The sequence below is a fragment of the Neorhizobium galegae genome, from assembly GCF_021391675.1.
In the GTDB taxonomy this organism is placed as follows: domain Bacteria; phylum Pseudomonadota; class Alphaproteobacteria; order Rhizobiales; family Rhizobiaceae; genus Neorhizobium; species Neorhizobium galegae_B.
On sequence record NZ_CP090095.1, the window covers coordinates 3,375,748 to 3,400,748 of the forward strand.

General features: G+C 61.8%; 28 protein-coding genes. 19 read left to right on the forward strand and 9 right to left on the reverse strand.

What is annotated here, in order from left to right:
- Nucleotides 1-100: 100 nt before the first annotated feature.
- From LZK81_RS16800 to LZK81_RS16810, 3 genes are all read left to right on the forward strand, one after another.
- Nucleotides 101-640: a TRAP transporter small permease subunit gene (locus LZK81_RS16800; protein ID WP_037077292.1), complete on the forward strand. Its 540-nt coding sequence runs from the start codon at nucleotides 101-103 to the stop codon at nucleotides 638-640.
- 25 nt (nucleotides 641-665) lie between these two features.
- Entirely contained in the window at nucleotides 666-2,168 is a 1,503-nt protein-coding gene (locus LZK81_RS16805; protein ID WP_233953986.1) for a TRAP transporter large permease, read from the forward strand.
- 321 nt (nucleotides 2,169-2,489) lie between these two features.
- Complete coding sequence (locus tag LZK81_RS16810; protein WP_233953987.1) at nucleotides 2,490-3,425, forward strand: FkbM family methyltransferase; 936 nt, start codon at nucleotides 2,490-2,492, stop codon at nucleotides 3,423-3,425.
- 72 nt (nucleotides 3,426-3,497) lie between these two features.
- Here LZK81_RS16810 and LZK81_RS16815 read toward each other — a convergent pair whose 3' ends face one another.
- Nucleotides 3,498-4,604: a TRAP transporter substrate-binding protein gene (locus LZK81_RS16815; RefSeq protein ID WP_046604525.1), complete on the reverse strand. Its 1,107-nt coding sequence runs from the start codon at nucleotides 4,602-4,604 to the stop codon at nucleotides 3,498-3,500.
- Between the two features lie 306 nt (nucleotides 4,605-4,910).
- On the opposite strand from LZK81_RS16815, the gene LZK81_RS16820 reads away from it, so the two are divergent.
- Entirely contained in the window at nucleotides 4,911-5,684 is a 774-nt protein-coding gene (locus tag LZK81_RS16820) for a gamma-glutamyl-gamma-aminobutyrate hydrolase family protein (RefSeq protein ID WP_233953988.1), read from the forward strand.
- Between the two features lie 47 nt (nucleotides 5,685-5,731).
- On the opposite strand, the gene LZK81_RS16825 is transcribed toward LZK81_RS16820, so the two are convergent.
- Both LZK81_RS16825 and LZK81_RS16830 read right to left on the reverse strand, forming a co-directional pair.
- Nucleotides 5,732-6,754 (reverse strand): LacI family DNA-binding transcriptional regulator, encoded by a 1,023-nt coding sequence (locus LZK81_RS16825; RefSeq protein WP_046604523.1) that lies wholly within the window; start codon nucleotides 6,752-6,754, stop codon nucleotides 5,732-5,734.
- Between the two features lie 108 nt (nucleotides 6,755-6,862).
- Nucleotides 6,863-7,363, reverse strand: a complete 501-nt coding sequence (locus tag LZK81_RS16830; protein ID WP_046604522.1) for a MarR family winged helix-turn-helix transcriptional regulator — start codon at nucleotides 7,361-7,363, stop codon at nucleotides 6,863-6,865.
- Between the two features lie 83 nt (nucleotides 7,364-7,446).
- Here LZK81_RS16830 and LZK81_RS16835 point away from each other — a divergent pair, with 83 nt between their 5' ends.
- The 7 genes from LZK81_RS16835 (at nucleotide 7,447) to LZK81_RS16865 (ending at nucleotide 11,965) form a co-directional block, all read left to right on the forward strand.
- Nucleotides 7,447-8,238: a creatininase family protein gene (locus LZK81_RS16835; protein WP_233953989.1), complete on the forward strand. Its 792-nt coding sequence runs from the start codon at nucleotides 7,447-7,449 to the stop codon at nucleotides 8,236-8,238.
- Nucleotides 8,239-8,288: 50 nt separating this feature from the next.
- Nucleotides 8,289-8,543: a type II toxin-antitoxin system VapB family antitoxin gene (locus LZK81_RS16840; RefSeq protein ID WP_046604520.1), complete on the forward strand. Its 255-nt coding sequence runs from the start codon at nucleotides 8,289-8,291 to the stop codon at nucleotides 8,541-8,543.
- Complete coding sequence (locus tag LZK81_RS16845) at nucleotides 8,543-8,947, forward strand: type II toxin-antitoxin system VapC family toxin (protein ID WP_233953990.1); 405 nt, start codon at nucleotides 8,543-8,545, stop codon at nucleotides 8,945-8,947. Before LZK81_RS16840 ends, LZK81_RS16845 begins: the two co-directional genes overlap by 1 nt.
- 86 nt (nucleotides 8,948-9,033) lie before the next feature.
- Nucleotides 9,034-9,291 (forward strand): type II toxin-antitoxin system Phd/YefM family antitoxin, encoded by a 258-nt coding sequence (locus LZK81_RS16850; RefSeq protein ID WP_046608425.1) that lies wholly within the window; start codon nucleotides 9,034-9,036, stop codon nucleotides 9,289-9,291.
- Nucleotides 9,288-9,686 (forward strand): type II toxin-antitoxin system VapC family toxin, encoded by a 399-nt coding sequence (locus tag LZK81_RS16855; protein WP_233953991.1) that lies wholly within the window; start codon nucleotides 9,288-9,290, stop codon nucleotides 9,684-9,686. Before LZK81_RS16850 ends, LZK81_RS16855 begins: the two co-directional genes overlap by 4 nt.
- Before the next feature lie 165 nt (nucleotides 9,687-9,851).
- Nucleotides 9,852-10,979, forward strand: a complete 1,128-nt coding sequence (locus LZK81_RS16860) for a CobW family GTP-binding protein (protein ID WP_233956596.1) — start codon at nucleotides 9,852-9,854, stop codon at nucleotides 10,977-10,979.
- On the forward strand, nucleotides 10,979-11,965 hold the full coding sequence (locus LZK81_RS16865; RefSeq protein WP_046604516.1) for a WD40 repeat domain-containing protein: 987 nt from the start codon (nucleotides 10,979-10,981) through the stop codon (nucleotides 11,963-11,965). The genes LZK81_RS16860 and LZK81_RS16865 overlap by 1 nt, the downstream gene beginning before the upstream one ends.
- 402 nt (nucleotides 11,966-12,367) lie before the next feature.
- Here the strand turns inward: LZK81_RS16865 and LZK81_RS16870 are convergent, their stop codons facing one another.
- Complete coding sequence (locus LZK81_RS16870) at nucleotides 12,368-13,525, reverse strand: GGDEF domain-containing protein (protein ID WP_233953992.1); 1,158 nt, start codon at nucleotides 13,523-13,525, stop codon at nucleotides 12,368-12,370.
- Between the two features lie 89 nt (nucleotides 13,526-13,614).
- Nucleotides 13,615-14,646, reverse strand: coding sequence for a serine hydrolase domain-containing protein (locus tag LZK81_RS16875; RefSeq protein WP_233953993.1), 1,032 nt, complete (start codon nucleotides 14,644-14,646; stop codon nucleotides 13,615-13,617).
- 383 nt (nucleotides 14,647-15,029) lie between these two features.
- Between LZK81_RS16875 and LZK81_RS16880 the strand changes: the two genes are divergently transcribed.
- Both LZK81_RS16880 and LZK81_RS16885 read left to right on the forward strand, forming a co-directional pair.
- Nucleotides 15,030-15,296 (forward strand): hypothetical protein, encoded by a 267-nt coding sequence (locus LZK81_RS16880; RefSeq protein WP_007768449.1) that lies wholly within the window; start codon nucleotides 15,030-15,032, stop codon nucleotides 15,294-15,296.
- Nucleotides 15,296-15,535: a hypothetical protein gene (locus LZK81_RS16885; RefSeq protein ID WP_046608419.1), complete on the forward strand. Its 240-nt coding sequence runs from the start codon at nucleotides 15,296-15,298 to the stop codon at nucleotides 15,533-15,535. The genes LZK81_RS16880 and LZK81_RS16885 overlap by 1 nt, the downstream gene beginning before the upstream one ends.
- Before the next feature lie 35 nt (nucleotides 15,536-15,570).
- On the opposite strand, the gene LZK81_RS16890 is transcribed toward LZK81_RS16885, so the two are convergent.
- Nucleotides 15,571-16,464 (reverse strand): LysR family transcriptional regulator, encoded by an 894-nt coding sequence (locus LZK81_RS16890; RefSeq protein WP_046624817.1) that lies wholly within the window; start codon nucleotides 16,462-16,464, stop codon nucleotides 15,571-15,573.
- Between the two features lie 100 nt (nucleotides 16,465-16,564).
- On the opposite strand from LZK81_RS16890, the gene LZK81_RS16895 reads away from it, so the two are divergent.
- Both LZK81_RS16895 and LZK81_RS16900 read left to right on the forward strand, forming a co-directional pair.
- A complete protein-coding gene (locus LZK81_RS16895; protein WP_233953994.1) occupies nucleotides 16,565-17,305 on the forward strand; it encodes an SDR family oxidoreductase in 741 nt (246 codons plus the stop codon).
- Between the two features lie 25 nt (nucleotides 17,306-17,330).
- Nucleotides 17,331-17,549 (forward strand): tautomerase family protein, encoded by a 219-nt coding sequence (locus LZK81_RS16900; protein WP_046604511.1) that lies wholly within the window; start codon nucleotides 17,331-17,333, stop codon nucleotides 17,547-17,549.
- 173 nt (nucleotides 17,550-17,722) lie between these two features.
- Here the strand turns inward: LZK81_RS16900 and LZK81_RS16905 are convergent, their stop codons facing one another.
- From LZK81_RS16905 to odc2, 3 genes are all read right to left on the reverse strand, one after another.
- Nucleotides 17,723-18,412: an OmpW/AlkL family protein gene (locus tag LZK81_RS16905; protein ID WP_233953995.1), complete on the reverse strand. Its 690-nt coding sequence runs from the start codon at nucleotides 18,410-18,412 to the stop codon at nucleotides 17,723-17,725.
- A gap of 258 nt (nucleotides 18,413-18,670) precedes the next feature.
- Nucleotides 18,671-19,240 (reverse strand): GNAT family N-acetyltransferase, encoded by a 570-nt coding sequence (locus tag LZK81_RS16910; RefSeq protein ID WP_233953996.1) that lies wholly within the window; start codon nucleotides 19,238-19,240, stop codon nucleotides 18,671-18,673.
- An 88-nt stretch (nucleotides 19,241-19,328) separates the two neighbouring features.
- On the reverse strand, nucleotides 19,329-20,462 hold the full coding sequence (gene odc2, locus LZK81_RS16915) for an ornithine/lysine decarboxylase (RefSeq protein ID WP_046604509.1): 1,134 nt from the start codon (nucleotides 20,460-20,462) through the stop codon (nucleotides 19,329-19,331).
- 528 nt (nucleotides 20,463-20,990) lie between these two features.
- Here odc2 and LZK81_RS16920 point away from each other — a divergent pair.
- The 4 genes from LZK81_RS16920 to LZK81_RS16935 all read left to right on the forward strand — a co-directional run bounded on the left by LZK81_RS16920 (nucleotide 20,991) and on the right by LZK81_RS16935 (nucleotide 24,983).
- On the forward strand, nucleotides 20,991-21,884 hold the full coding sequence (locus tag LZK81_RS16920; protein ID WP_046604508.1) for a LysR family transcriptional regulator: 894 nt from the start codon (nucleotides 20,991-20,993) through the stop codon (nucleotides 21,882-21,884).
- Nucleotides 21,885-22,021: 137 nt separating this feature from the next.
- Nucleotides 22,022-23,197, forward strand: coding sequence for a glycosyltransferase (locus LZK81_RS16925; protein WP_233953997.1), 1,176 nt, complete (start codon nucleotides 22,022-22,024; stop codon nucleotides 23,195-23,197).
- Nucleotides 23,198-23,289: 92 nt separating this feature from the next.
- On the forward strand, nucleotides 23,290-23,934 hold the full coding sequence (locus LZK81_RS16930) for a DUF1007 family protein (protein WP_046608413.1): 645 nt from the start codon (nucleotides 23,290-23,292) through the stop codon (nucleotides 23,932-23,934).
- On the forward strand, nucleotides 23,928-24,983 hold the full coding sequence (locus LZK81_RS16935; protein ID WP_418936449.1) for a nickel/cobalt transporter: 1,056 nt from the start codon (nucleotides 23,928-23,930) through the stop codon (nucleotides 24,981-24,983). The genes LZK81_RS16930 and LZK81_RS16935 overlap by 7 nt, the downstream gene beginning before the upstream one ends.
- Nucleotides 24,984-25,001 lie beyond the last annotated feature (18 nt).

The following is a 25,001-nucleotide window of genomic DNA, read 5'->3' on the forward strand; positions in this document are numbered from 1 at the left end:
GAAAACCCAGGCTTTTAGGACTTTCCTTTTATTAGACCTTGGTTTACATCGCCATGCAATGGCGGGCGGGATAAGAGAGACCCGTTGAATTGGGGAAACCATGGCTGCACTGTTGAAGATCAGCGGTCTCATCGACCGCCTCAGCGAAATTATAGGCAAATTTTCCGGCTATCTCGTTCTCGCCTGCACCCTCATCAGCGCCGGCAATGCGCTCATCCGCTACCTCTTCAATTACAGCTCCAACGGCTGGCTTGAAATCCAGTGGTATCTCTTCGGCTTCATCGTGCTTCTGGGCGCTTCCCACACCCTGAGGCTGAACGAGCATGTGCGCGTCGATCTCATCTACGGCGCCGTTTCCGATCGCGCCCGCCTGTGGATCGATACGATCGGTCTGATCGTCTTCCTCATTCCGGCCTGCATCTATCTCGCGTGGCTTGCCTGGCCGTTCTTCGCCCTCTCCTATGCGCAGGGCGAAGTGTCCTCGAACGCCGGCGGCCTGATCCGCTGGCCGGTGAAACTCATCATCGTCGCGGGTTTCAGTCTCCTGGCGCTGCAGGGGTTTTCCGAACTGGTGAAGCGTATCGCCGGCCTTTTGGGCGTCCTCCAGGTCGATACGACCTACGAAAAGCCGCTGCAATAACACCATTTTCGGGGGATAACCGCTCATGTTCCAATACGGTATAATGCCGCCGGCAATGTTCCTCGGCATGATCATCTTCATGCTTTACGGCTTCCCGGTCGCCTTCTCGCTCTCGGCCGTCGGCCTCTTCTTCGGTCTTCTCGGCATCGCCACCGGCCATTTCGAATTCGCCTTCATGCAGGCGCTGCCGTTCCGCATTTTCGGCATTGTCTCCAACGACCTGTTGCTCGCCATTCCCTTCTTCACCTTCATGGGAGCGATCCTCGAGCGCTGCGGCCTGGCCGAAGATCTGCTCGAAGGAACCGGCAAGCTGTTCGGCGCCGTACCCGGCGGCCTCGCCTATGCGGTTATCGTGGTCGGCGCCATCCTCGGCGCGATCACCGGCACGGTCGCGGCGTCGGTCATCACCATGGGCGTGATCTCCCTGCCGATCATGCTCAAATACGGCTACAATCCGCGGCTTGCGACCGGCGTCATCGCCGCCTCGGGAACGATCACCCAGGTCATCCCGCCCTCGCTCGTGCTGATCGTTCTGGCCGACCAGCTCGGCCGTTCCGTCGGCGACATGTATCTCGGCGCGATCGGACCTTCGATCCTGCAGGTGACGATCTTCATGCTGTTCATCCTCGGTCTGTCGATCTTCCGGCCGAAGGACGTTCCGCCGCTGCCTCTCGAAGCGCGGGGCGAGATGAACATGGCCCTGGTCATGAAGGTCCTCTGGGGCATGGTCCCGTCGATCGTACTGATCTTCCTCGTGCTCGGCACCATTTTCATGGGCCTCGCGACCCCGACGGAAGCAGGCGCGCTCGGCGTCGTCGGCGCCATGGTGATCGCCGCAATGCATCGCCGCCTCACCTGGGATCTGCTGCGTCAGGGCATGCATTCGACGATGACGATCACCTCCATGGTCGTCTTCATCCTGGTCGGCGCCACCTGCTTCAGCCTGGTCTTCCAGGGCATGGACGGCGGCCTGTGGATCGAGCATCTTCTGTCGCACGTTCCCGGCGGCGCCATCGGCTTTCTGATCTTCGTCAACATCTTCATCTTCTTCCTCGCCTTCTTTCTCGATTTCTTCGAGATCGCCTTCATCGTCATCCCGATGCTGGCACCGGTCGCGAGCGCTCTCGGCATCGACCTGATCTGGTTCGGCGTGCTGCTCTGCATCAACATGCAGACCAGCTTCATGCACCCGCCCTTCGGCTTTGCGCTCTTTTACCTGCGCTCGATCGCGCCGAAATCGGTAAAGACGAAGGATATCTATCTCGGCGCCATTCCGTGGCTCTGCATGCAGCTGGTTCTCGTCGCCATCGTGATCTTCTGGCCCGAGTCCGTCACCTACTGGCTGGACAAGGCGCCGGACGTCGATCTCAACACGATCAAGATCGAGATCCCCGGCTTCGGCAACGGCGGCGGCAACCAGATGCCGAATTTCGGCCTGCCTCCAATGGACGGCACCCCGGCCCAGCCGGGCCAGCAGGGCCTGCCCGGCATGCCGAACTTCGGCGAGCCACCGAAGATCAACCCGTAAGGGCGGCTCTCCGTCCACCCTTGATAGGGACATACCTCATGGAGGACAGAGTTGACGCTCTGTCCTCCATCGCTGTTCCTGCCGGGCAAGGCAGCCCGGCGAAGTCCGGCCAGCCCGGAGCCCCCACGTCAAACTCGTCTTTTGGCCGTTCCTCTACCGCAATAGTCGTATGCCGACCGAGGTCCGGCGCCAGATCCCGGCGCAGCTAACACTTAGGTAGCCATACTAACCGGCCCGTCGAGCCTATAAAGTTTGGCAGACGGCACGACGGTGAAGTCGGTCGTCCCCAACCAACTTGGCTGAAGCGCTCGGGGCCCCGACATGCAGATAAGCCACGTATTGCCGAATGCTATGTACGTTGTGCGAAGGTCGATCGGTCGGACCATAGTGGAGCCGTTGCGGCGCAGGCGGCTTGCGCGAGAGAGCCATGTCTTCATTCACCGCACCATCCGGGGATACATCTTCAAACTCGATCCCGCACAAAGCATAGACGAGGCCATCTTCGTCGAGGGCTGGTTTGAGGGACGGTTTCTTGAATTCCTGCAAGGCCGTTTCGAGCCTGGCGCCGTGGCGCTCGATATCGGCGCCAATATCGGCAATAACGCCATTCACCTCAATCGAGACTTCGCCGAGATCCATTGCTTCGAACCGAACCCCGAAGTCTTCAGGCGGTTGACCGATAACATTCGCTCGAACCGGCTCGATAACATCCGGCTGCATCAAGCGGGTCTCGGCGATTGCGACGATACGCTGATGTTCCGCGAAAACCTCGCGGGGGACCTGGGCGCCAGCGGCGTTGTGGAGGATGACCAGCCATTGGCGCATAGCCGTATCCTGCACCTGCCGGTTTTCGAAGCCAGCAAACTCGTCAACCAGCTCGGAATAACTAGGATCGATTTCATCAAGATCGATCTCGAGGGGTTCAAGCTGCGGGTTCTGAAAGGGCTACGGGCCACCATCGCCGTCAAGCGACCTATCGTATCCTTCAAGTTTCATGGCCATTTGGCAGGGCCAGAGGACTTCGGCAAGCTCATCGCCTGTCTGCCGGATTATCAATTCTACGACCTGGAACATGCGCCTGCATCGGCTTCAGCGCTGGAAAAGCTGAGATGGAATTTCCGCCATGGCGGAGCGCCGGTTCTCAAACGGTTCGACCGCCCCGAGGCGCGGACCTACGAAAACATACTGGCCTTTCCTTCCCCGGAAGTCTTCAGCCGCTTCACGAACCGCCCTCCGACCCCTCCCTCCTCGGCTTGATGGCATCAGCTCAGACAAAAAACCCGGACCTTTCGATCCGGGTTCCTGAAGTGACACTTGCCTGATCTGGGATCAGAGCTTGCCGCTACGCTGCTGGATCATCATGAAGGTGTCGTAGGTATATTCCGACAGCTGCATCCAGAGATAGGCTTCCTTCTTGAAGGCGACCTGATCTTCGTAGATCTTCTTGAAAGTCTCGTTCGAAGCAGAAATTTCCTTGTAGACCTCAAGAGATGCCTTGTAGCAGGCTTCGAGGATTTCCTGGCTGAACGGGCGAAGGGTGGTGCCCTGCGAGACGATCTGCTTGATCGCCGTCGGGTTCTTCGTGTCGTATTTCGCCATCATGCTGGTATTGGCAAACGCGCAGGCGTCGGAGAGCGCCGCCTGGTAACTCTTCGGCAGGGCGTTCCACTTGTCCAAATTCATAAAGGCGTGGATGACCGGGCCACCTTCCCAGAAGGCCGGATAATAGTAGTATTTGGTCACTTTGTAGAAACCGAGCTTGTGATCGTCATAGGGGCCGACCCATTCCGCCGCATCGATCGTGCCTTTTTCGAGCGCCGGATAGATGTCGCCGCCAGGTATCTGCTGCGGCACGACACCGAGCTTCTCGACCACCCGGCCGGCAAGCCCGGCGATGCGCATCTTGACGCCCTTGAAATCGTCTACGGTATTGATTTCTTTCCGGAACCAACCACCCATCTGGGCGCCCGTATTACCCGCGGGAAGCCCGTAGACATTGTGCTTGGCGTAAAATTCGTTCAGGAACTTGTTGCCGTTGCCTTCGTAGAACCATGCATTGCTCAGTCGTGCGTTGAGGCCGAAAGGAATTGCAGTGCCAATGGCAAACGTTGGATCCTTGCCTACGAAATAGTAGGAGCAAGTATGACACATTTCGACCGTCGCGTTACTGACGGCATCCAAAGCCTGACCGGCTGGAACAATTTCACCGGCGGCAAACGGCTGAATGGTGAAATTGCCATCGGTTGCTGCGGCGACATGCTTGGCGATGTCTTCCGCGCCGCCATAGATGGTGTCCAGCGACTTCGGGAATGAAGACGTCAGACGCCAGGTGACTTTAGGCGCCGACTGCGCGATGGCCGGAGCGGCAAGCACCGTAGCGGCAGCTGCACCTGCGCCGGTGACGGCGGCTTTTTTAAAGAATGAACGACGATCCATGAAATACCTCCCAGTAAGACAAACCGTAGGGATTATCTGTTCCCACTCCCCCGATCCTGCCGCGAGGTAAACATTTTGGCCTATGGGTTGCAAGCGCCGGAGCTAATATTCCTTAATGCGGGAACGTCTTTTGTCCTTAGACTTTCGTAGCGTCCTGCCCAAACTGGATTCACAAGATATTTCAAAGCGCCAATGCTTATTCTTTGGGCAGCGGCGTCCCCCGAAGCGGCCCTCGATCTTGACTTGAAGCGCGGTGCCGCGGCACAACGAAGAGAGACGCGATAGCGAGCCTCGTTGGAGAGCCTGATGCCGAAACCGATCGTCGCCCTGCCTGCCGATATCCGCCAACTGGATGGAGCGATCTGGCATGCCTCGCCGAACCAGTATGTCCAGGCAGCATTGAAAGTGGCGGATGTGATGACCTTCATCATTCCGGCTTTCGAAGAAGGCAACGAGACCGACGCCATCCTCGACCGGGTCGATGGCGTGCTGGTTTCCGGTTCGGCGACCAATGTTCACCCGTCGCTCTATGGCAAGCAAGCGAGCGACAGCGACGGCCCCTTCGACCCGGCCCGCGATGCAACCTCCCTGCCCCTCATCCGCCGGGCGATCGACCGCGGCATTCCGCTGCTCGCCATCTGCCGCGGCATCCAGGAACTGAACGTGGCCTTGGGCGGCACGCTGGCGAGCGAAATCCAGGAGCAGCCGGGCGTCTGGGACCACCGCAAACCCGATGTGAAGGAGCGCGACAGCATGTATGCGATCCGCCAGCCGGTCTTCGTGGCCGAAGGCTCCTGCATCGCCAATTATCTGGGCCTGACAGGCGAGGTCCAGGTCAACTCGCTGCATCGCCAGGCGATCGCCGAAACCGCCCCTCGGCTGAAGATCGAAGCGACGGCCGAAGACGGCACGATCGAGGCTGTTTCGGTCATCGACGCCAAAAACTTCGCCGTCGGCGTGCAATGGCACCCGGAATACTGGGCGGAAACCGATGCGCCGTCCCGGGCACTGTTCCACGCGTTCGGCGAAGCGGTTCGCGCCTATGCAGCCCGCAAGGCGATTACCAACGTGGCGGCTTGACGCGACTAGCGTGGCGGCCTGAAGCTCAGAACATCGCTGCTTGAAGCTCAGGCCCTCGGCCGGTGCACGCCGGTCGATTGGCGGATGCGCATTTCCGGCTTGATCAGATGGATACCGTCGGGCTCGTGGCTCCCGGCAAGGCGGTCGAGCAGGGCGCGCGCCGCAAGCCGGCCGACTTCCGTCTGGCCGTTCCACACCGTCGTCAGTGCAGGTGTCGCGATGGAGGCCTCTTCCAGGTCGTCGTAGCCGGTGACGGAGATGTCATGGCCGGGCACCAGCCCGGCGCGGGCAATGCCGTTCATCAGGCCGATCGCCACCAGATCGTTCCAGCAGACCGCAGCGGTCGGCTTCTGCGGCAGGGAGAGGAAATGCACCGCCGCCTCGAACCCGCCCTGCTTCGAGCGCGGCCCGGGAATGCGCAGGTTCGGATCCACCTCGATGCCCGCCTTGCGCAGCGCATTGACATAACCCTGGTAGCGGTCGCGGCCGGTCGACGTCTGGTCCGTGCCGCCGATCATGGCAATCACCCGATGTCCGAGGCTGATCAGATGGTTGGTCGCAAGCGAAATGCCGTAGCTGTCGTCGCCGCGATAGGTCGGCAGTTCGACGCCTTCCATCGAACGGGCGACGAGGATGGCCGGCATGCCGTTCTCTTCTGCAAGCCTCATATCCTCGATCGGCGTGCCGATCGCCGGCGACATGATCACTCCGTCCCCGCCGAGCTGCAGCAGCGTTTCGATGAAGGTGCGCTGTTTCTCGACCGAATCGTAGTGGTTTGACAGGATGAAGGTATGGCGGCTGCGGTCGAGCTCGCTTTCGATCGCCTTGAGGATTTCCCCGTAGAACGGGTTCATGATGTCGTGCACCACGACGCCGATAATGCCGGAGCGCGAGGTACGGAGGCTGGCGGCGCGGCGGTTGTAGATATAGCCCAGCGCTCTGGCCTGTTCCTTGATCTTTTCCCGCGTATCGGCCGCGACCAGCGGGCTGTCGCGCAGCGCAAGCGATATGGTAGCAGTTGAAAGACCGAGGCTCTCGCCGATCGTCGACAACTTGATCTTTTGTGCCATTTCCCCCACCCGCAATGGCCGGCATCGCTATCCGATGCTCGAATTAAACTTTAAATAAACAATTTAATTCGGTGCGACAATCCTGTGAAGGCGAAAATTAGAGGGAAATCAGCCCCTGTCGTCGGAGGACTCCGACTGGAGATTCTGCTCGATGGTTTTCAGAAGTTTGAGGAGGGTGCGGATCTCCTTGTCGGAGAGGCCCTTTGCGGCGATCGAACCACACTCGGAAACAGAACGGCCGATCTGTTCGACGGTTTGCAATCCGGCTTCCGTCAGGTGCACTTTCGTGAGACGCCCGTCAGTGCCGTCGGCGCGGCGTTCCAGGAAGCCTTGAGCCTCCATCCGGCCGATGGTGCGGGTCATGGTCGGGGCCTTGACGCCGAGCCGTATGGCGAGCTGGCCGGGGGTCATTCCGTCCTCCTCCGCGAGGATAGTGATGACGCCGTCCTGGCCGGCATAAAGCCCGCTTTCGCCGAGGCTGCGGCTGAGTGCGGTGCGCATCGAGCGGGCGGCCTGGGTGATCGCCGGCGCAAGCTCGGTCGCCGACAGGCCCTCCAGCTCCTTCTTCTTGCCGGACTTGGCTTTTTTATCGCCCTTCTTCTTGCTCATTCGCTCCGCCCGTTTTGCCCTAAAGAAGTAGCCGTTATATCTGTGGCGCGCTATCCATATCGAAACCGGGAAACCACCGCCAGATGTCGCACCCTTCGCCGCGCTATCATGACAATGATACGACACTTGCGTCCACAGAAAGGCGAGACTGGATCGCCGTCCTGCCGCTCGGCGCCCACGAGCAGCACGGACCGCACCTGCCTTTCGAGACCGACACGCTGATCGCCGAGGGGCTGGTCGCCCGCCTCATCCCTGCCCTGCCCGCCGACCTGCCGGTGACGTTCCTGCCCACGGAGCCGATTGGCTATTCGATAGAGCATATGGATGTCATCGGTACGAAGACGCTTGCTTTCGACGAAGCCGTTTACCGTTGGCTCGGCATTGCCGGGGATCTTCACAGCAAAGGCATCGGCAAGCTGGTGCTGCTCAACGCCCATGGCGGCAATTCGCCGCTCATGACCATCGTAGCGACCGAGGCGCGGGTCCGGTTCGGCATGCTGGTCGTCGCCACGAGCTGGACCCGCTTCGGCCAGCCTGCCGGCTGGATCGCTCCGGAGGACAAGGCAGTCGACATCCACGGCGGAGACATCGAGACTTCGGTGATGCTGACGCTCCATCCGGACCGGGTCGACATGGCGAGGGCGGAGAACTTCCCCTCCCGCCAATCGGATTTTTCCCGCGACTTCAGACATCTGCGCGCCTACGGCCCACACGCCTTCGGCTGGAAGATGTCCGACCTCAATGCCAAGGGCGTCGCCGGCAACGCGGCCGCGGCGACGGCCGAACGGGGTGAACTGCTGGTCGCGCATGCGGTGAAAGGCATCATCGAGCTGCTGGAAGATGTGGCGAGGTTTGATCTCCGAACATTGAAGTAGGAAGAAGCTACACAATGTGCGATATTGAGCTACACGTGGAGTAGCCGCGGATGACGCTGAATATCCGAAACGAAGAGGCCGATGCATTGGCCCGTGAACTGGCCCGGATCGACGGAACGACCATCACCGACGCGGTGATTTCCGCGTTGAAGGAAACCATCGAAAAACGTATCCGCCAGGAAACGCCTCGCGAGACCGCAAAGAGAATTCTCACGCAGCGCGGCCTTGCCTTCAAGGCGAACAGGCAGCCTGTACCCCCCGACGCCTATCACGATCTCGATCACCAGATCGGGGATGACACCTGATGTTCGTCGATGCCTGCGCGATCGTCGCGATGATGGCCGGCGAGGAGACTGCGGAAGCCTACGAAACGGCGCTTCTGCGGGCAAATTCGCCTTTCACTTCACCATTGGCCGCTTGGGAAGCGATCATCGTCCTGTCTCGCCCGGATCAGCTGGATTGCCGTTATCACCAGGCGGAAGGCGCGGTCGTTGAATGGCTGGATGCACGGGGCATCGAGATTCGCGAGGCGGGATCACCTCGGCAGCTTCTGAATTATGCAGTCGCAGTCGCCGAGGAGCACGGGATTGGGCACCGATATCTCAGCAATTTCGACTGTTTTCATTGCGCCTATGCCAAGGTGACGGAGCAGCCTCTCCTCACGCTCGACCAGCTTCTGCGCCAGACGGGCGCCGATACGAGGCCGTAAGGATCAAACCGCCTCCGGGGCGTAGTTGAATCTACAGCATGATACGCCTATGTTTGGACCATCCAATTGGACCATCGGAGAGCATCATGGAAATTTCCGTAAGCGAGGCGAAGGCAAGTTTGACTGAGCTCCTGCATCGGGCAGAAGCGGGAGAGGACGTTATCTTCACCCGCAGGGGCCATAAAATTGCGCGGCTTGTACCGATCGAGCAGGAACTGACGCGCGATCAACGCAGAGCGCTGATCGAAGAGATCAGAGCAATGGCGCCTGCCCCTGATGGCAACGACGTACCCGCGGAGCGAAGCCAGGATTTTCTCTATGGTGACGACGGCATGCCGGCATGATTGTCGTCGATACGTCAGCGTTGATCGCCATCGTCAAGAACGAAATTGGTGCCTTTGACTGCCAGGAGGTGCTCACGGGGGAATCCAAGGTCCTCCTCAACGCCGCCACTCTCACCGAAGCACTGATTGTGGCTCGTGGAAAGAAATGTCTGGTTGGTCTTACCAACCTGATTGACCGGCTTCCCATCACCATCGTCGAGCTGGATGCTGTAAGAGCAGAACGGGCCGCGGCCGCTTACGCTCTGTTCGGCAAGGGCTTTCACAAGGCTTCGCTCAATTTCGGCGATTGCTTCGCTTATGCGACAGCGAAGGAATTCAACTGTCCGCTTCTCTATGTCGGAGAGGACTTCGCCAAGACCGACGTGGTTTCCGCAATCGCGTCGCCGCCAGCATGAGCAGCAAGATCGATCACGCGGCATCCTGTGGCCGATGTGATCTTATAACATACAAACCCTTTGAACTCGTCCCGGCTTGCCCTTATATGAGGCGAACCAAGCTTCCGCGCCGATCGCCGATCGGGCGCTTCCAAAGTCTCTCGAGGTTTCCCCATGGCCGAAAAAATGACCGAAACAGCCACCGTCAAGCCCGTTCCCGTCACCGTGCTCACCGGTTATCTCGGCGCCGGCAAGACGACGCTGCTCAACCGTATTCTTTCCGAAAGCCATGGCAAGAAATACGCGGTCATCGTCAACGAGTTCGGCGAGATCGGCATCGACAACGACCTGATCGTCGAGTCGGACGAAGAGATCTACGAAATGAACAACGGCTGCGTCTGCTGTACGGTGCGCGGCGACCTGATCCGCGTCGTCGAGGGCCTGATGCGCCGCCCCGGCCGCTTCGACGGCATCATCGTCGAGACCACCGGCCTTGCCGATCCGGTTCCGGTCGCCCAGACCTTCTTCATGGATGACGACGTGCGCGCCAAGACCGAGCTCGATGCGGTCGTGGCCCTCGTCGATGCAAAACACCTGCCGCTGCGCCTGAAGGACAGTCGCGAGGCCGAAGACCAGATCGCCTTTGCCGATGTCGTCGTCATCAACAAGACCGACCTCGTTTCGCCGGAAGAACTGGCGATCATCGAAGACGTCGTGCGTGCCATCAACCCGACTGCCCGCGTCTACAAGACCACCCGTTCCGGCGTCGATCTCGCCCGCGTGCTCGACCAGGGCGCCTTCAACCTGGAACGCGCGCTCGAAAACGACCCGCATTTCCTCGATCAGGGCCATGACGACCATGTCTGCGGCCCCGATTGCGACCATGACCATGGGCACGACCACCATCACCATGACCACGATCATGACCATCATGCGCATGACCACGACCACGATCATCACGACCATGATCACCATCATCATCACCACGGCGAAATGTCGCCGATCCATGACGTGACGGTGAAGTCGATCTCGCTGCGTGGCGGCGAGATGAACCCGGAACGGTTCTTCCCCTGGATCCAGAAGATCACCCAGACGGACGGCCCGAGCATCCTGCGCCTGAAAGGCATCATCGCCTTCAAGGGCGACGAGGAACGTTATGTCGTGCAGGGCGTCCACATGATCGTCGAGGGCGATCACCAGCGTCCGTGGAAGGACGGCGAAAAGCGCGAATCGCGCCTCGTCTTCATCGGCCGCGATCTCGATGTCGACAAGATCGAGAAGAGCTTCAGGGCGTGCGAGGCCGTTGCTGCCTGATGCCGACAGTCGCACCGCTTGATCTCGAAGGCCATGTCGTCGCCGCGCATTTCCTCGGCGACGTTCCGTTCTTTGCCACCGCCGCCGGCACCATCCACCGCCTGGATGGCGGCGAAAAGGTCACCGAGGCCCATCAGGGTCTGCTGACCTGCATCCGCGATCCCTTCAGCGCCACGCTGCTGACCGGCGGCGAGGACGGCAAGGTGATGCGCATCGGCAAGGATGGCGAAGCCACGTTGGTGGCTGAAGCACCGCGCAAATGGATCAGCGTCGTCGCCGGCGGCCCGCAGAATGCGGTCGCCTATGCGCATGGCAAGTCGAGCTTCGTAAAGCTGAACGACGGCACGCTGAAGGAGTTTCCCGAAGAACGCAGCGTCGAAGGCCTCGCCTTCGCGGGCAAGGGCCTCAGGATCGCCGCCGCCCGTTACAACGGCGTCTCGCTGCACTGGGTCGGCACCAATGCACCGCCGGTCGATCTCGAATGGAAGGGCGCCCATAACGCCGTCACCTTCTCGCCGGACGGGCGTTTCCTGGTGACGACCATGCAGGAAAACGCCCTGCACGGCTGGAAGCTCGACGGCAAGCCGGGCGAGAACCGCCATATGCGGATGACCGGTTACCCGGCCAAGGTGAAGTCGCTCTCCTGGTCGCCGAAGGGCAAATGGCTCGCTTCGTCCGGGGCTCCGGCCGCGATCGTCTGGCCGTTTTCGGCCAAGGACGGACCGATGGGCAAGGCGCCGCAGGAACTCGGCACCCGCGCCGATATCATGGTCACGTCGGTGGCCTTCCATCCGGCCGAGGAAGTGCTCGCCATCGGTTTCATCGACGGCATGATCCTTGGCGTCAGGCTCGCCGACGCAAAGGAAGCGCTTCTACGCCGGCCCGGCAAGGGCGGCATTACCGGATTGAGCTGGAGCGCCAACGGCAAGCTCGTCGCCTTCTCCTCAGATGCCGGCGATTGCGGCGTCATCGATATTGCAGCCTGAAAGCTTGCAGCACGAATAACCGCGGCGGAAAAAATCTCCGCCGCGGCCTGGTCCATGCGGGATGGGCAGGCAGCGTGTTAGAAGTGGTATGGGTGTCAGGCTCTTCTGCCTGCCCGATCGCTCCGGTGTCTTCCGAAAGGCAGGTAACGGAGGGTCTGGATCCGAAACCTTGAACCTTTCGGCGGTCGGCGCCCTGACGGCGCCTTCCTCACCTTTACGACCATCACCGGACGCCGGTTGCTCTCCGGGGGATGCGACCCGGTTCGCGACCCGGCCCCTGTCCTGTGACGCGACCACTGTAACCGCCCCGGCGCAGGCGGGGATGCCGCGGAACTCTTTCGACGGAAATTGCTTCAAACGAAAAGGGAATTTCTGTTCGCCGCAGCGAAATCGTCCCCGCCTTCACGCCGCCTGGCGGTCTTCCTCGAACGTATCGATGCCGTCGCGGCCGTTGCGCTTGCGGGTATAAAGCGCCTGGTCGGCCCGCTGCAGCAGGCTTTCGAGCTCGCCCGGGCCGCAGATCTCGGCGGCCACCCCGATGCTGAGCGTCGGAAGCACCGTAAGGTCTTCCATCTCCCTCAGGGAATCAGCGAAGGCAGCACGGATCTTCTGGGCGGTCCCGACAGCCTTCTCGACCGGGCTTCCCTTGAGAGCGATCACGAACTCGTCGCCGCCATGCCGGGCGAAGAGGTCGCCGTTGCGCAGGTGCAGGGATGCGGAGGATGCGAACCGCCGCAGCACTTCGTCGCCGACCGCGTGCCCATGCGTGTCGTTGAGCTGCTTGAAATGGTCGACGTCGATCAGCATCAGCGCGACCGGCCCGGCCTCCAGGCCGGCATAGCAGCGCATCAGCCCGCCGCGATTGAGTACGCCGGTCAGGGCGTCGCGGTCCGCCAGGTCACTGAGCTTGTTTCCCGCCCGTTCGGCCGCCATCAGATTGATGACGATGCTTCGCAATGCCAGGAAGGGCGCCGCCCAGAGCCCAAGCCAGGCATCGGCGCCGTTGCCGGGGGAAAACAGCCCGCCTTCGCCGATCCAGCCCGTCACCGCCAGAAGGGCGCGCGCCGCAAAGATGGCGGCAGTCGGCATGTAGATCGCAGCGACCAGCCATGCCGACCGCAGCCTCTCCTGCCGTGCGAGGCGGATACCCTCCAGCATCACCAGGAGATCGCCGAGGGCGCAGACGAGCGAGAAGATGGCGATGCGCGGCGCGGTGCTGGCATCGTCCCGCCACAAGAGGATCAGCGGCGTCGAAAGAACGGCAAGGATCAGCCAACTCAGGCCCCAGCGGGCCGGGCGGCCGCCGAAAAGCCGGACGGAGACGATCAGCAGCAGATAGCCGACCAGGATCAGGTTGTTGCCGATCAGGATCGAGACGACATCCGGCAACACGTTTCGCAGGCCGACGCTGAACAGGCCGGCTCCGATGACTATGCCGCTGGCGCTCCACCAGAACAGCCAGCGTTCGAACCGGCCGCTGGAATAGGCGATCATCTGGACGATGCCCAGGACCGAGCAGGTCATAGCCGAGACGATATAGATCGTCCGCAGATCCAGCATGAAACACCCCCAATGGCGACGCGGGGCATGCTAGCGTCAGACGGTTACCATTCGGTGAGCCCGCTCATTCAAGTTTATGTGAACCGGCTTCAAGCAACGCGGTTGGCTCCGATGATTTCGGCAAGCAGGTTGTGCAGGTCATCGCGATAACCGCTGCGGGCCGAGGGGCCACTTTCATCTGACGTCATCACCACGGTGAGGCCGAGCGACGGCACGATATAGAGCATCTGCCCGCCATAACCCCAGCCGAACCTGACCTCCTCGCCGCCGATATTGCGCAGGAACCAGCCGTATCCGTAGCCATCGCCGGAAAAACGCGAATTGGTGCGCGGCATCCAGGACTGGTCGATCCAGCCCTTCGAGACGACCTGGCGGCCGTCCTTCGTCTTGCCGCCGTTGCGGTAGAGTTCCCCGAAGGCCAGAAGCGAGCGGGCGGTCATCGCCATCTGGTTGCCGCCGAGATAGATGCCCTGGCGGTCGCGCTCCCAGGAACCGATCCGGAACCCGTCGACGGGCTCCAGCCATTCCCGCGCCAGCGCCAGCGTCGACTTCCCGCCCACCTTGGTGAGGACCGCCGAAAGCAGGTGACTGGAGGCGGTCGAATAGAGCATCGAACCGCCGGGATCGTCGTCGAACGGCTGGGCGAGTGCGAACCGCACCCAGTTGCGGCTCGCGATCCAGCGGCCGTAGTTCGGCCCCGACAGCCGCCCGAGCCCCGCCTGCATCGAAAGCAGATTGCCGATGGTGATACTGTGGATGCGCGGGTCCGGATTTGCCGGCAGGTCGGCCTTCAGGATCGGCGCGATCTTCTGGTCGGGACCTTCGAGCAGCCGGCGGTCGATGGCGATGCCTGTCAAAGCCGAGATGATCGATTTCGAGGCCGACTTGATATTGGTGGAGGCGTCCAGCGAATGACCGTTGAACGCCCGCTCGGCGAGCATCTCGCCATTGCGGGCGACGAGCACGACCTTCAGCGGCTCCAGTTCCGCCGCACCGCCAAGCACGGTATCGAGCGTCACGGGCGGCTGCGGCACAGGTCCCTGGGGCGCGCCCTGGGCAAGGCTGCGGGCCGCAATCAGAGCGAATGGGAGGGACAGGAGGGTTGCACGGCGTGTGATCATGCAACGAAGCTAGGACGGCAAGCCGGCCGAGACTATGGCGGAAAGGGTGGATTCACGCAGAGATGATGGAGCCGTGAGGATGAATGGGGTGCGGCAGTCTTAACCCTCCCCCTTGTGGGGAGGGTGGCCGGCAGGCGGGAGGGGTTTTGACCCAGAGCGAAGTCCCCTCCCCAACCCCTCCCCACAAGGGGGAGGGGCTCCACGCAGCCGTTTCATCCCAAGCAACTCCACATTCCTGCAGCCTCAAACAATCACCACCAGTGGAGCGACAGGAGAAAGCAGTGTATGGGACCATCCCGACCGTCTTAATCGTTGCGTACCCGATTCCCTCACTGGACCGGACCCGCAGCGCGGGGACAGCCGTTTATACGATCGGATACGACATGGCCAAGGCACCCAAGACTGAACATTCCGAACTCGCCGGCGAATTCACCGACGACGGCATTACCGTGCTGGTCGATATCTACCGCCCCGCCGGCACCCAGGGCGACTGGACGCTCGAAGTCATCACCGAGGAGGATGACGTCACCTCCTGGGAAGAACCGTTTCCGACCGACCGCGAAGCCTTCGACGAGTTCCTGGCGACCGTCGAGCGCGACGGCATCCGCTCCTTCTTCGGCGAACCCGAACCCAATCCCGCGGTGCATTGATGAAGAATGTCGAAGACCTCACCACGTCCGCCAGGACCATGCACGACCGCTATGCCTCGGGCCGCATGGACCGCGAAATCGTCCGCCAGTGGGTGTTGGGTCTGAGCATGTATCCGGAGCCCTATGGCCGGCATATCCAGGAGGCGACCGCCTGGTTCAAGCCTTCGCGCGACGACCTCGATCCCGTGGAACTGAAGATCGCCGACCTTGCCAAGTTGCAGGCGATCTATCGGCCGTAAGACGTCCCCATAGGAAATCCTCGCATGTCCGGATCTCAAAGCCCCGCTTCGGCGAACACCTTGACGATCCAGTCGAGGAAGACGCGCACCCGCGGCGAAAGCTGGCGGTTCTGCGGATAGAGTGCCGAAAGTAGTGTCGGCGGCGGCGGGAAATCGGCAAGCACTTCGACGAGCACGCCCTCGTCGATATCCCGCTGCAGGCGATAACGGGGCACCTGTATGAGCCCGAAGCCGCGGCGGGCGAGATCGACCATCGTATCGGAATTGTTGACCGTCAGCCGGCTTGGAAGGGTGACGTAGCGCACCTCGTCGCCAACCGTGAATTCGAGCGGCATGATCTGGCCGGTGCGCGACGACAGGAAGCCGATGGCGAAATGCCCCTCCAATGCGTCGGGCGATGACGGCAGCCCGTGTTTCTCGACATAGGCGCGGCTGGCGCAGGTGATCTCGGTGATGGTTCCGAGCCTGCGCATGATCAGCCCGCTGTCGTCGATCTCGCCTGCCCGGATGACGCAGTCCACGCCTTCGCGAACGAGATCCACCAGCCGGTCTCCCTGGCCGATCTGCAGTTCCAGGAGCGGATAGCGGTCGAGGAATTCATGAAGGCGCGGCAAGAGGAAGGTGCGGGTCAGGAACCCGTGCGCATCGACACGCAGCAGGCCGCGCGGCTGCGCGTCGCGAAAGATGTTCTCCGCCTCGTCCACCTCCGCGAGAATCGCGAGGCAACGCTCGTAGAAGGCCCGGCCGTCCAGCGTCGGGGTGACGTAGCGCGTCGTCCGCTCCAAAAGTCGCGTGCCGATCCCCTCCTCGAGCTGCTTGACCGCTTCGGTGACGGTCGAACGGGCAAGACCGAGATCCGCGGCCGCAGCGGAAAAACTGCGCCGTTCGACAATCCGGACGAAGAGCTGCATGCGGTTGAGGCGATCCATGACCTTGTTCACCACAGGCGAATTCTGATGTCAATTCACCGCCAATTGTTCTCGGCCCGTGTCAGCAATATCTCCTGCCCACCAACCAAGGAGAGACCCAATGACCACCAACGGACAACGCGTCGCGATCGTCACCGGCGCTTCGAAGGGCATCGGCAGAGCCATTGCGCTCCGCCTCGCCGAGGACGGCATCGCCGTCGTCGTCAACTATGCGACCAGCCGGCAGGCCGCCGACGAGGTGGTTGCACAGATCGAAGCGGGCGGCGGCAAGGCGGTCGCGGTGCAGGCGGATATCGGCAGCCCGACCGCTGCCGCAACCCTGTTCGACGCCGCCGAACAAAGTTTCGGCGGTGCCGATATCCTCGTCAACAATGCCGGCGTGATGCGGCTTGCACCGCTCACCGAGATGGACGACGAGGCCTTCGAAACCCTACTCGCCATCAATCTGACCGGCACGTTCCGCGGCATCCGCGAAGCAGGCAAGCGGCTGCGCGACGGCGGCAGCATCATCAACTTCTCGTCGAGCGTGGTCGGCGCCTATGGTCCGGCCTATGGCGGTTATGCCGCCACCAAGGCGGCCGTCGAAGCGATGACCCATGTCGCCTCCAAGGAACTCGGCCGGCGGGGGATCACCGTCAACGCGGTCGCGCCCGGCCCTGTCGAAACCGAGCTGTTCATGACCGGCAAGTCTGAGGAACTGGTCCAGAATATCGTGAGAACCATCCCGCTCGGCCGGCTCGGCCAGCCGCAGGACATCGCCTCCGTCGTCTCCTTCCTCGCCGGCCCGGATGGCGGCTGGGTCAACGGCCAAGTGCTGCGTGCCAATGGCGGCATGATCTGAAACACCAAAACCAAAGGATAGAATAATGCCATTCGTGAACATCAAGACGCCCGAAGCAGCACTCAGCAAGGCCCAGAAGCAAGAGATCGTCCACCGGACCACCGAGATGCTGGTCGAATACATGAGCGAGGCCGCGCGGCCTCACACCATGGTGCTGATCGAGGAGGTCAAGGACGGCGGATACGGCCGCGCCGACGAGATTTTCGTGATCCCGGATGCCTATCGCGCCAAGGACAGCGACTGAAATATTGGACGCTCACGCTCTCGCCTGGTCCTCCCACCGGGCGGGAGTGACCGGCGCGAATGCTCGTCGTCAACGGCGACACCGCCGCTCTGCATACCTTGAAAACTGAAAAAACAAGGCCGGCGCCACCTGTCTGGCGCCGGCCCCGTCCCCCACCGATCTTTTTTTGTTTTTTAGAAGCGGTAGGTGACACCTGCCCCGATCAGCCAGGGATTGATTTTCGCCTTGCCGCTCAGCGGCCCGAGCACGTCGTGGTCGGCTTTCCATTTGGTTTCGAGAAAAATCTTCTTCACGTCGAAATTCACGCCCCAATGCTGGTCGATCATGTAATCGAAACCGACCTGCAGGGCCGCGCCGACATTGTTCTCGACGTCGAGATTGTGGAAGCCCGGCTTTTCCGACTGGTTGTAGAAGAGCGAATAATTGACGCCGGCACCGACATAGGGCTTGAACGCACCGAAATCGGTAAAGTGGTACTGCAGCGTCAGCGTCGGCGGCAGAAGCCAGGCGCGGCCGACCGGCACGCCGACGGCACCGTCTTCCTTGATGTTCGCATAAGTCGTGCCGAGGACCAGTTCGGCGGCGATATTGTCGGTGAAGAAGTAACTGATATCCAGTTCGGGGATGACCGAGTCGGAAAAGGACAGGTCGGAGCCCGCAACGCCGTTGATCGAACCGCGGTTCTCAGTGATGACGCCCAAGCCGCGCACGCGGATCTGCCAGGGGCTCGATGCCACCGCCGATTCCTCCGCCGGAGGGGCAACGGAAACGGGCGTCAGATCCGCCGCCGCTGCCCCGAATGCGAAAAAAGCCGCACCCGCGCCCGCGATCCATCTCAGATGCCGTGCCCCGCTCGTGTTCATGTAAGCTCTCCTTGATTGCATATTGATCTTGCAGGAGAGGCTTAGGAGGGGGCATCAAGAGTCGGATTGATCAGGATCAATCGCCGCCAGCGGAGGCGCGGTTGCAGCCCGAAAGGGAGAATTTGTCGCATGAGAAACCCCGCCTCCCCTTGGGGCGCTCCAACGGGAACGCTTCATCGGGGAGACGGGGTTTCGGCAGATCGTCGGGGCGCGAGGCCTTGAGTGCTGAATGCCTTGGGGATCGAAAACTCGACCTTGTCAGGCCAGCTTGCGCCCGTTGGCGACGATCATGCCGGCGGCACCTTCCAGCCAGCCGGCCTTGAGTTCGAGCGCCAGGAAACGCGAACGCTCGAAGGGGCCGGGCATGACGAGATGCCGGGTCTTGTCGGCGAAGAAGCCGAACCGTTCATAATAGGCCGCATCGCCGACCAGCAGGATCGCACCGTGGCCGCGCTTGTGGGCCTCGGTGATCGCTGCACGCATCAGCGCCGCCCCGATGCCCTTGCCTTCATGAGCCGAGTCGACCGCGAGCGGGCCGAGCAGCAGCGCATCGATGGCCTGGCCTTCGGACGAAATGCCGGCTTCTACGTTCCAAAGACGCACGGTGCCGACCACGTGGCCGGCGCCATCGCGGGCAACGATGGCGAGACCTTCGGCCGGCACGCGGTTGCGGCGGATCTTTTCCGACGACTTCCGGCGACGATCCGGGCCCATGGCGCGATCGAGCAAGGTTTCGCGGGCGACCACGTCGGCCGGGGTTTCGGCGTCGATGGTGAAAGTGGAGTTGGGCGCAAAGAATGCGCGCACAGAATCAAGAACAGCGGCCATCGTGGCCTCCCGTACCCAATACCGTTATCAGCGGCGATGAAGAGGAATTGTGGATTTGCCGCCCCGGCTGGTTACGGGGCCGGCGGTATTAGATGACGTAGGCCTTCAGGGGGTCGAAACCGTTGAAGGCGACGGCCGAGTAGGTCGTCGTATAAGCGCCGGTGCCTTCGATCAGAACCTCGTCGCCGATCGTCAGGGTGACGGGCAGCGGATACATGTTCTTCTCGTACATCACGTCGGCGCTGTCGCAGGTCGGGCCGGCGAGAACGCAGGGTTCCATCTCGTCGCCGTCCCGCTCGGTGCGGATCGGGTAACGGATGGCCTCGTCCATGGTTTCGGCGAGACCGCCGAACTTGCCGATGTCGAGGAAGACCCATCGGTGGTTGTCGTTGTCCGACTTCTTCGACACGAGGACGACTTCAGCCTTGATGACGCCCGCATTGCCGACCATGCCGCGACCCGGCTCGATGATCGTCTTCGGCAGGTTGTTGCCGAAATACTTGCGCAGCGAAGCGAAGATCGCCTTGCCGTATTCCTCGGCCTTCGGCACGTCGCGCAGGTACTTGGTCGGGAAACCACCGCCCATGTTGACCATCTGCAGGACGATGCCCTGCTTTGCGAGCGAACCGAAGACGCGCTTGGCATCGGCAAGAGCCGCATCCCAGGCATCGACCTTGGTCATCTGCGAGCCGACATGGAAGGACACGCCATAGGACTCGAGACCCATCTGGTGAGCGTAGACGAGCACATCGACGGCCATCTGCGGCACGCAGCCGAACTTGCGCGACAGCGGCCATTCGGCGCCTTCGCCATCGGTCAGCACGCGGCAGAATACCTTGGCACCCGGGGCAGCGCGGGAAATCTTCTCGACTTCCTCATGGCTGTCGACGGCATAGAGGCCGACGCCGAGCGCGAAGGCGCGAGCGATGTCGCGTTCCTTCTTGATCGTGTTGCCGAAGGAGATGCGGTCGGCGGAAGCACCGGCATCGAGGGCCATCTGGATTTCGGCGACCGAGGCGCAGTCGAAGTTGGAACCCATCGAAGCGAGCAGCTTCAGGATTGCCGGTTCCGGGTTGGCCTTGACCGCGTAATAGATCGCGCTGTCCGGCAGGGCATGACGGAAAGCGGTGAAATTGTCGCGCACGACGTCGAGATCGACAACAAGATACGGTCCTTCGGGACGCTGGGTCTTGATGAAGTCAAGGATACGAGCAGTGGTCATCGGTCAGTCCCTTCAAATCTCAAAGCTCCGGCTGTGAACCGGAGGACAAAGGACGGATGAGAATGCGCTAGGACCCGATCGGTGGAGACACCGGTTCCTTGACACGCTCAAACGCGCGATAAGTGGATCAGCGTTCTGCCACGAACAATGATCCGGCTTTGTCTGCCATGGATTGGAGGGAGGTCCCTACCGCACTTCCGGCAATGATGGTGTGCCTCTTCAGTAACCCCCGCTGATGGAAAGCAGGGAGAGAACAAAAAGGCCCGCACCGTCGTTGCTTCAGATGTCCTCGCATTTCCCGGATGGCCGGAATAGCGACTGGAGGGGTTAGTTCCAGGTACCTTACCGATGACCTCACCAAATAGAGGGTCGGCGGACACCCACGGGCACGTGCGACTTTGGGCTGACCGGGAGATAAGAATATTCGCAGTCATAATCAAGAGTTTTTTTGCCCGTCACCGAAAATTCGCATTGCACAATTCCGTGCAAAATCCCAACTAGGATCGACCAGACCAAAAGGGGCGACATTTGGATACTCTCACCCGCATGCGGGCCTTCATCGATGTGGTTGAAGCAGAAGGCTTTTCAGCCGCAGCCCGGCGGACCGGGCGGTCGAAGGCTCTGCTGTCCAAATACGTGCGCGAACTGGAAGACGATCTCGGCGCGCTGCTGCTCAACCGCACCACTCGCCAGTTCTCGATGACCGAGGCCGGCCACACCTATTACCGGACCGCCGCCGACATCCTCAAGGAGATCGACAATCTCGCCGACCTGGTGCGCGAGAACAATGCCGATCTGAAGGGACGCCTGCGCGTTTCCGTGCCTCGGACCTTCGTCGATGCCGAGGTCGGCCAGTCGCTGATCGATTTCGCCAAGAGCCATACGGAAGTGTCGCTGGAAATCGTCGCCGAGGACCGGTTCGTCGATCTGATCGAGGAAAATTTCGACCTCGCGATCCGCATCACCAAGCTGGAGGATTCCGGCCTGATCGCCCGAAAACTCTCCGACTTCCGGGTCTATACGGTGGCGACCGCAGATTTCGTCGCCAAATACGGCCCGCTCGAACACCCCCGGGATCTGAACCGCGTCCCCTTCATCATCGACACCAATTCCCGCTGGCACAACAATGTGCGCTTCACCGACATGGACGGCTCGACGATTTCGGTCGCCGTCAGCGGCCCGGTCGAGATCAACAGCCCGCAGGCGACGTTGCGTGCCGCCCGCGCGGGCCTCGGCGTCGCGATCATCCCGGATTTCATCGCCAACGCTTCGATCCAGTCGGGCGAGCTGGTAACGCTGTTTGACGACTATATCGCCAAGGACCGCGGCATCTATGCGGTCTATCCGCATCGCCGCTATCTGCCGGCGAAGGTCAGGAGCTTCGTCGACTTCCTTTCTACCTGGTTCCGCCGCCAGCATTGACGAATACGAGGCGCCTACGGCGAATGAGGTAACGCCTCCGCGGCATGTCGGCCTATTGGCCGGCTTGCCCGCGCTTGTCTCCGCTCCGCATATTGGGCCGGCGTTCAAAGTGCCTGGACCGCGGAGGATCGATACCCATGCAGAAAAGCCTGGCAATGTTCGTGTCGGCCCCGGTGATCGAGGCCGGGAGCGGCAAGCTGGTGCTCGACAAGAAGTTCGTCTCGGGCATGGCCCTGCATGTGCAGCACTGGTCGGGGCCGGTCACCTGCTTCATCCGGCGCGGTGCGACCGACATACCTTTCGGCGGTCGCTACGACATCGGCGAGCTCGATTTCCGGGTGCGTATCCTGGAGCCGGAGGAACGGGTATCGGTGGACCATCTCGCCGATTTCGACCTCGCGCTGCTGTCGGGAGATTCCTACCTCGACCTCTTAGCCCCCGAGGCGATCCGGAAAGCCCGAAGCGCCGTAGTCTACTCGATCGAATACACCCACCAGACCCGGCTGCAGATCATCTCGCTCGACGACACGCGCAGCCTGCCGCGGAAAATCTACGGCATGGCCTGGACGGTGATGCAGGAATACAAGCGCAAGCGCGCCTTCCGCGCCGCCCGCGGCATCCAGGCGAACGGTTACCCGGCCCACACGGCCTACCGCGACATGGGCGGCAGCCAGCTCCTTTACCTCGACAACCGCATGAAACCGGCGATGTTCGCGACGCCGCAGGAGATGAACGCCCGAAAACGGCATCTCCTGAGCGGCGAGCCGTTACGGCTCATCCATTCCGGGCGGCTCGAACCGATGAAGGGTGTGCAGGACCTCGTTCCGATCGCCAGACTGCTTGGCGAACGGGGCGTCGATTTCACACTGACGATCTACGGCGAGGGAAGCCTTTCCGGTGCGATCGCCGCCGATATCCGAAGGCACTGGCTGCACGACTGCGTCTTCCTCAAGGATTCGGTCGATTTCGAGCAGGAGCTCGTGCCGCTGACGCGCAACCGGGCCGATATCTTCCTCAGCTGCCACAGGCAGTCGGATCCCTCCTGCACCTATATCGAGACAATGGGCTGCGGCGTTCCGATCGCCGGTTACGACAACAAGATGTGGTCGGCGCTGATGGCCGAATCGAAAGCCGGCTGGATCGCCCCGCTCGGCGATATCAGGGCGATGGCCGACCGGTTGGCCGCCCTGGACAAGGACCGCGCATCCATTCTGGAGCGGGCCGAAAACGCGCTTCAGTTCGCCCAGGGCTGGGATTTCGAGAGCCAGTTCCGCAAACGTATGGAGCATCTGGAAAATCTCACCCGGCACTAGACCGGGGCTGGACATGGGACCCGTTCGAGTCGAAATTCCGTCTCATTTGCGCTGCACTGCAAGGGGCGGACGAACCGGGAGCCACACGGCGAATGCGATATCGAGTCTTGACCATTGCCGCGCTGACGGCTGCCTGTCTTCCGCTGCCAGCTGTCGCCCATCCGCACATCTTCGCCGAGGCGCGGCTCGAAGTGGTGGCCGGAACCGACGGCAACGTCGCGGAACTGCACAATGTCTGGCGGTTCGACGAGGTGTTCTCGTCCAGCGTGCTGCTGGATTTCGACAAGAACACCGACCTGAAGCTCGACGCGAAGGAACTTGCGGCACTCGGCGAGGTGATGCGCAAATCGCTCGGCGACTACCACTATTTCACGACGATCACCATGAACGGCGCTACCGTCGGGGTGCAGAAGCCGGACGTGATCCACGTTTCGCTCGACGGCAACCAGCTCCTTGTCCTGTTTGCGGTGAAGCCCGAAAAGCCGGTACCGCTCAAGGGCCGGCTGACCTTCGGGGTCTACGACCCCTCCATGTACACCTCGATCGACTTCCCGACCGATGGCGACCTGAGCGTCAAGGGCGACGGTTTTTCGCATTGCCAGCACAAGGTGGTGCGCCCCGACCCCGACGAGGTGATCTCGCAGAACACCACGTCGCTGACGGACGCCTTCTTCAACGATCCGACCGGCACCGACATGTCGAAACTCTTCGCCACCCGACTGGAACTGACATGCTGAGGATCAGCCGTGCCCTCTCCCCTTCGGCCATGATCTCTGCCCTTCTCGTTGTAGCTGCGGCAGGCATCCTGATGGCGGGGTCGGCGCATGCGCAATCGCCGCTCGGCGTCGGTTCGGCCGAGCCCTCGTTCTCGATCGGCGGGCCGCTCGGCCCGTTCTTCGCCTGGATCAATTTTTACCAGCAATCCTTCTACCGGGCGCTGACCGGTTCGCTGAAGGCGATGCGCGAGGACCCCTGGGCTTTGTCCGGCCTGATCGGGCTGTCATTCGCCTATGGCGTCTTCCATGCCGCCGGTCCCGGCCATGGCAAGGCGGTGATCTCCTCCTACATGATCGCCAACGAGGTCGAGCTCAGACGCGGCGTCGTCATCTCCTTCATCTCCGCGCTGCTGCAGGGCGTGGTCGCGGTTCTGCTGGTCGGTACGGCCTATCTCCTGCTGCGCGGCTCGGGCATCACCATGACGGCGGCGACCCAGGCGATGGAGATCGCCAGCTTCGCCATGGTCGCCCTTTTCGGCGCCTGGCTGCTGGTGAAGAAGATCCGGGCGCTTCGGATGCGTGTCGTCAACATGCCCATGGCAGCCCCCGCCGGTAACGGGCGCGGCGCCACCGGGCTCAATTTCCAGGCAGTCGAGATCGACGACCACGACTACCGGGGAACCGGCGATTATTGCGAGACCTGCGGCGTCAGCCACATGCCTGATCCCGCCCTGCTGAAGTCCAGAGATTTCAGCCTGCACGAGGCCTGGTCGGCGATCATTGCGGTCGGCCTGCGCCCCTGCTCCGGCGCCATCCTCGTGATGAGCTTCGCGCTTTTGAACAGCCTCTATCTCGGCGGTGTGCTTTCGGTTCTCGCCATGTCGATCGGAACGGCGATCACCGTCACCATCCTTGCGACGCTCGCGGTCACCGCCAAGGACCTCGCCGTCCGCTTTGCCGGCCCGGGCTCGCGCACTGGGCGGCGTGTCACCCATGCGATCGAGATCGGCGGTGCCTTGTTCGTGCTGCTGGTCGGCCTGTCGCTGCTCGGCGCCGCGCTGCAGGCGTAACGCCGGCCCGCTCTGGCC

What these genes read in the sequence shown, in the direction of transcription:
- LZK81_RS16800 (WP_037077292.1), top strand. Translation starts at nt 101, where the DNA reads ATGGCTGCACTGTTGAAGATCAGCGGTCTCATCGACCGCCTCAGCGAA.
- LZK81_RS16805 (WP_233953986.1), top strand. Translation starts at nt 666, where the DNA reads ATGTTCCAATACGGTATAATGCCGCCGGCAATGTTCCTCGGCATGATC.
- LZK81_RS16810 (WP_233953987.1), top strand. Translation starts at nt 2,490, where the DNA reads ATGCAGATAAGCCACGTATTGCCGAATGCTATGTACGTTGTGCGAAGG.
- LZK81_RS16815 (WP_046604525.1), bottom strand. Translation starts at nt 4,604, where the DNA reads ATGGATCGTCGTTCATTCTTTAAAAAAGCCGCCGTCACCGGCGCAGGT.
- LZK81_RS16820 (WP_233953988.1), top strand. Translation starts at nt 4,911, where the DNA reads ATGCCGAAACCGATCGTCGCCCTGCCTGCCGATATCCGCCAACTGGAT.
- LZK81_RS16825 (WP_046604523.1), bottom strand. Translation starts at nt 6,754, where the DNA reads ATGGCACAAAAGATCAAGTTGTCGACGATCGGCGAGAGCCTCGGTCTT.
- LZK81_RS16830 (WP_046604522.1), bottom strand. Translation starts at nt 7,363, where the DNA reads ATGAGCAAGAAGAAGGGCGATAAAAAAGCCAAGTCCGGCAAGAAGAAG.
- LZK81_RS16835 (WP_233953989.1), top strand. Translation starts at nt 7,447, where the DNA reads ATGTCGCACCCTTCGCCGCGCTATCATGACAATGATACGACACTTGCG.
- LZK81_RS16840 (WP_046604520.1), top strand. Translation starts at nt 8,289, where the DNA reads ATGACGCTGAATATCCGAAACGAAGAGGCCGATGCATTGGCCCGTGAA.
- LZK81_RS16845 (WP_233953990.1), top strand. Translation starts at nt 8,543, where the DNA reads ATGTTCGTCGATGCCTGCGCGATCGTCGCGATGATGGCCGGCGAGGAG.
- LZK81_RS16850 (WP_046608425.1), top strand. Translation starts at nt 9,034, where the DNA reads ATGGAAATTTCCGTAAGCGAGGCGAAGGCAAGTTTGACTGAGCTCCTG.
- LZK81_RS16855 (WP_233953991.1), top strand. Translation starts at nt 9,288, where the DNA reads ATGATTGTCGTCGATACGTCAGCGTTGATCGCCATCGTCAAGAACGAA.
- LZK81_RS16860 (WP_233956596.1), top strand. Translation starts at nt 9,852, where the DNA reads ATGACCGAAACAGCCACCGTCAAGCCCGTTCCCGTCACCGTGCTCACC.
- LZK81_RS16865 (WP_046604516.1), top strand. Translation starts at nt 10,979, where the DNA reads ATGCCGACAGTCGCACCGCTTGATCTCGAAGGCCATGTCGTCGCCGCG.
- LZK81_RS16870 (WP_233953992.1), bottom strand. Translation starts at nt 13,525, where the DNA reads ATGCTGGATCTGCGGACGATCTATATCGTCTCGGCTATGACCTGCTCG.
- LZK81_RS16875 (WP_233953993.1), bottom strand. Translation starts at nt 14,646, where the DNA reads ATGATCACACGCCGTGCAACCCTCCTGTCCCTCCCATTCGCTCTGATT.
- LZK81_RS16880 (WP_007768449.1), top strand. Translation starts at nt 15,030, where the DNA reads ATGGCCAAGGCACCCAAGACTGAACATTCCGAACTCGCCGGCGAATTC.
- LZK81_RS16885 (WP_046608419.1), top strand. Translation starts at nt 15,296, where the DNA reads ATGAAGAATGTCGAAGACCTCACCACGTCCGCCAGGACCATGCACGAC.
- LZK81_RS16890 (WP_046624817.1), bottom strand. Translation starts at nt 16,464, where the DNA reads ATGGATCGCCTCAACCGCATGCAGCTCTTCGTCCGGATTGTCGAACGG.
- LZK81_RS16895 (WP_233953994.1), top strand. Translation starts at nt 16,565, where the DNA reads ATGACCACCAACGGACAACGCGTCGCGATCGTCACCGGCGCTTCGAAG.
- LZK81_RS16900 (WP_046604511.1), top strand. Translation starts at nt 17,331, where the DNA reads ATGCCATTCGTGAACATCAAGACGCCCGAAGCAGCACTCAGCAAGGCC.
- LZK81_RS16905 (WP_233953995.1), bottom strand. Translation starts at nt 18,412, where the DNA reads ATGAACACGAGCGGGGCACGGCATCTGAGATGGATCGCGGGCGCGGGT.
- LZK81_RS16910 (WP_233953996.1), bottom strand. Translation starts at nt 19,240, where the DNA reads ATGGCCGCTGTTCTTGATTCTGTGCGCGCATTCTTTGCGCCCAACTCC.
- odc2 (WP_046604509.1), bottom strand. Translation starts at nt 20,462, where the DNA reads ATGACCACTGCTCGTATCCTTGACTTCATCAAGACCCAGCGTCCCGAA.
- LZK81_RS16925 (WP_233953997.1), top strand. Translation starts at nt 22,022, where the DNA reads ATGCAGAAAAGCCTGGCAATGTTCGTGTCGGCCCCGGTGATCGAGGCC.
- LZK81_RS16930 (WP_046608413.1), top strand. Translation starts at nt 23,290, where the DNA reads ATGCGATATCGAGTCTTGACCATTGCCGCGCTGACGGCTGCCTGTCTT.
- LZK81_RS16935 (WP_418936449.1), top strand. Translation starts at nt 23,928, where the DNA reads ATGCTGAGGATCAGCCGTGCCCTCTCCCCTTCGGCCATGATCTCTGCC.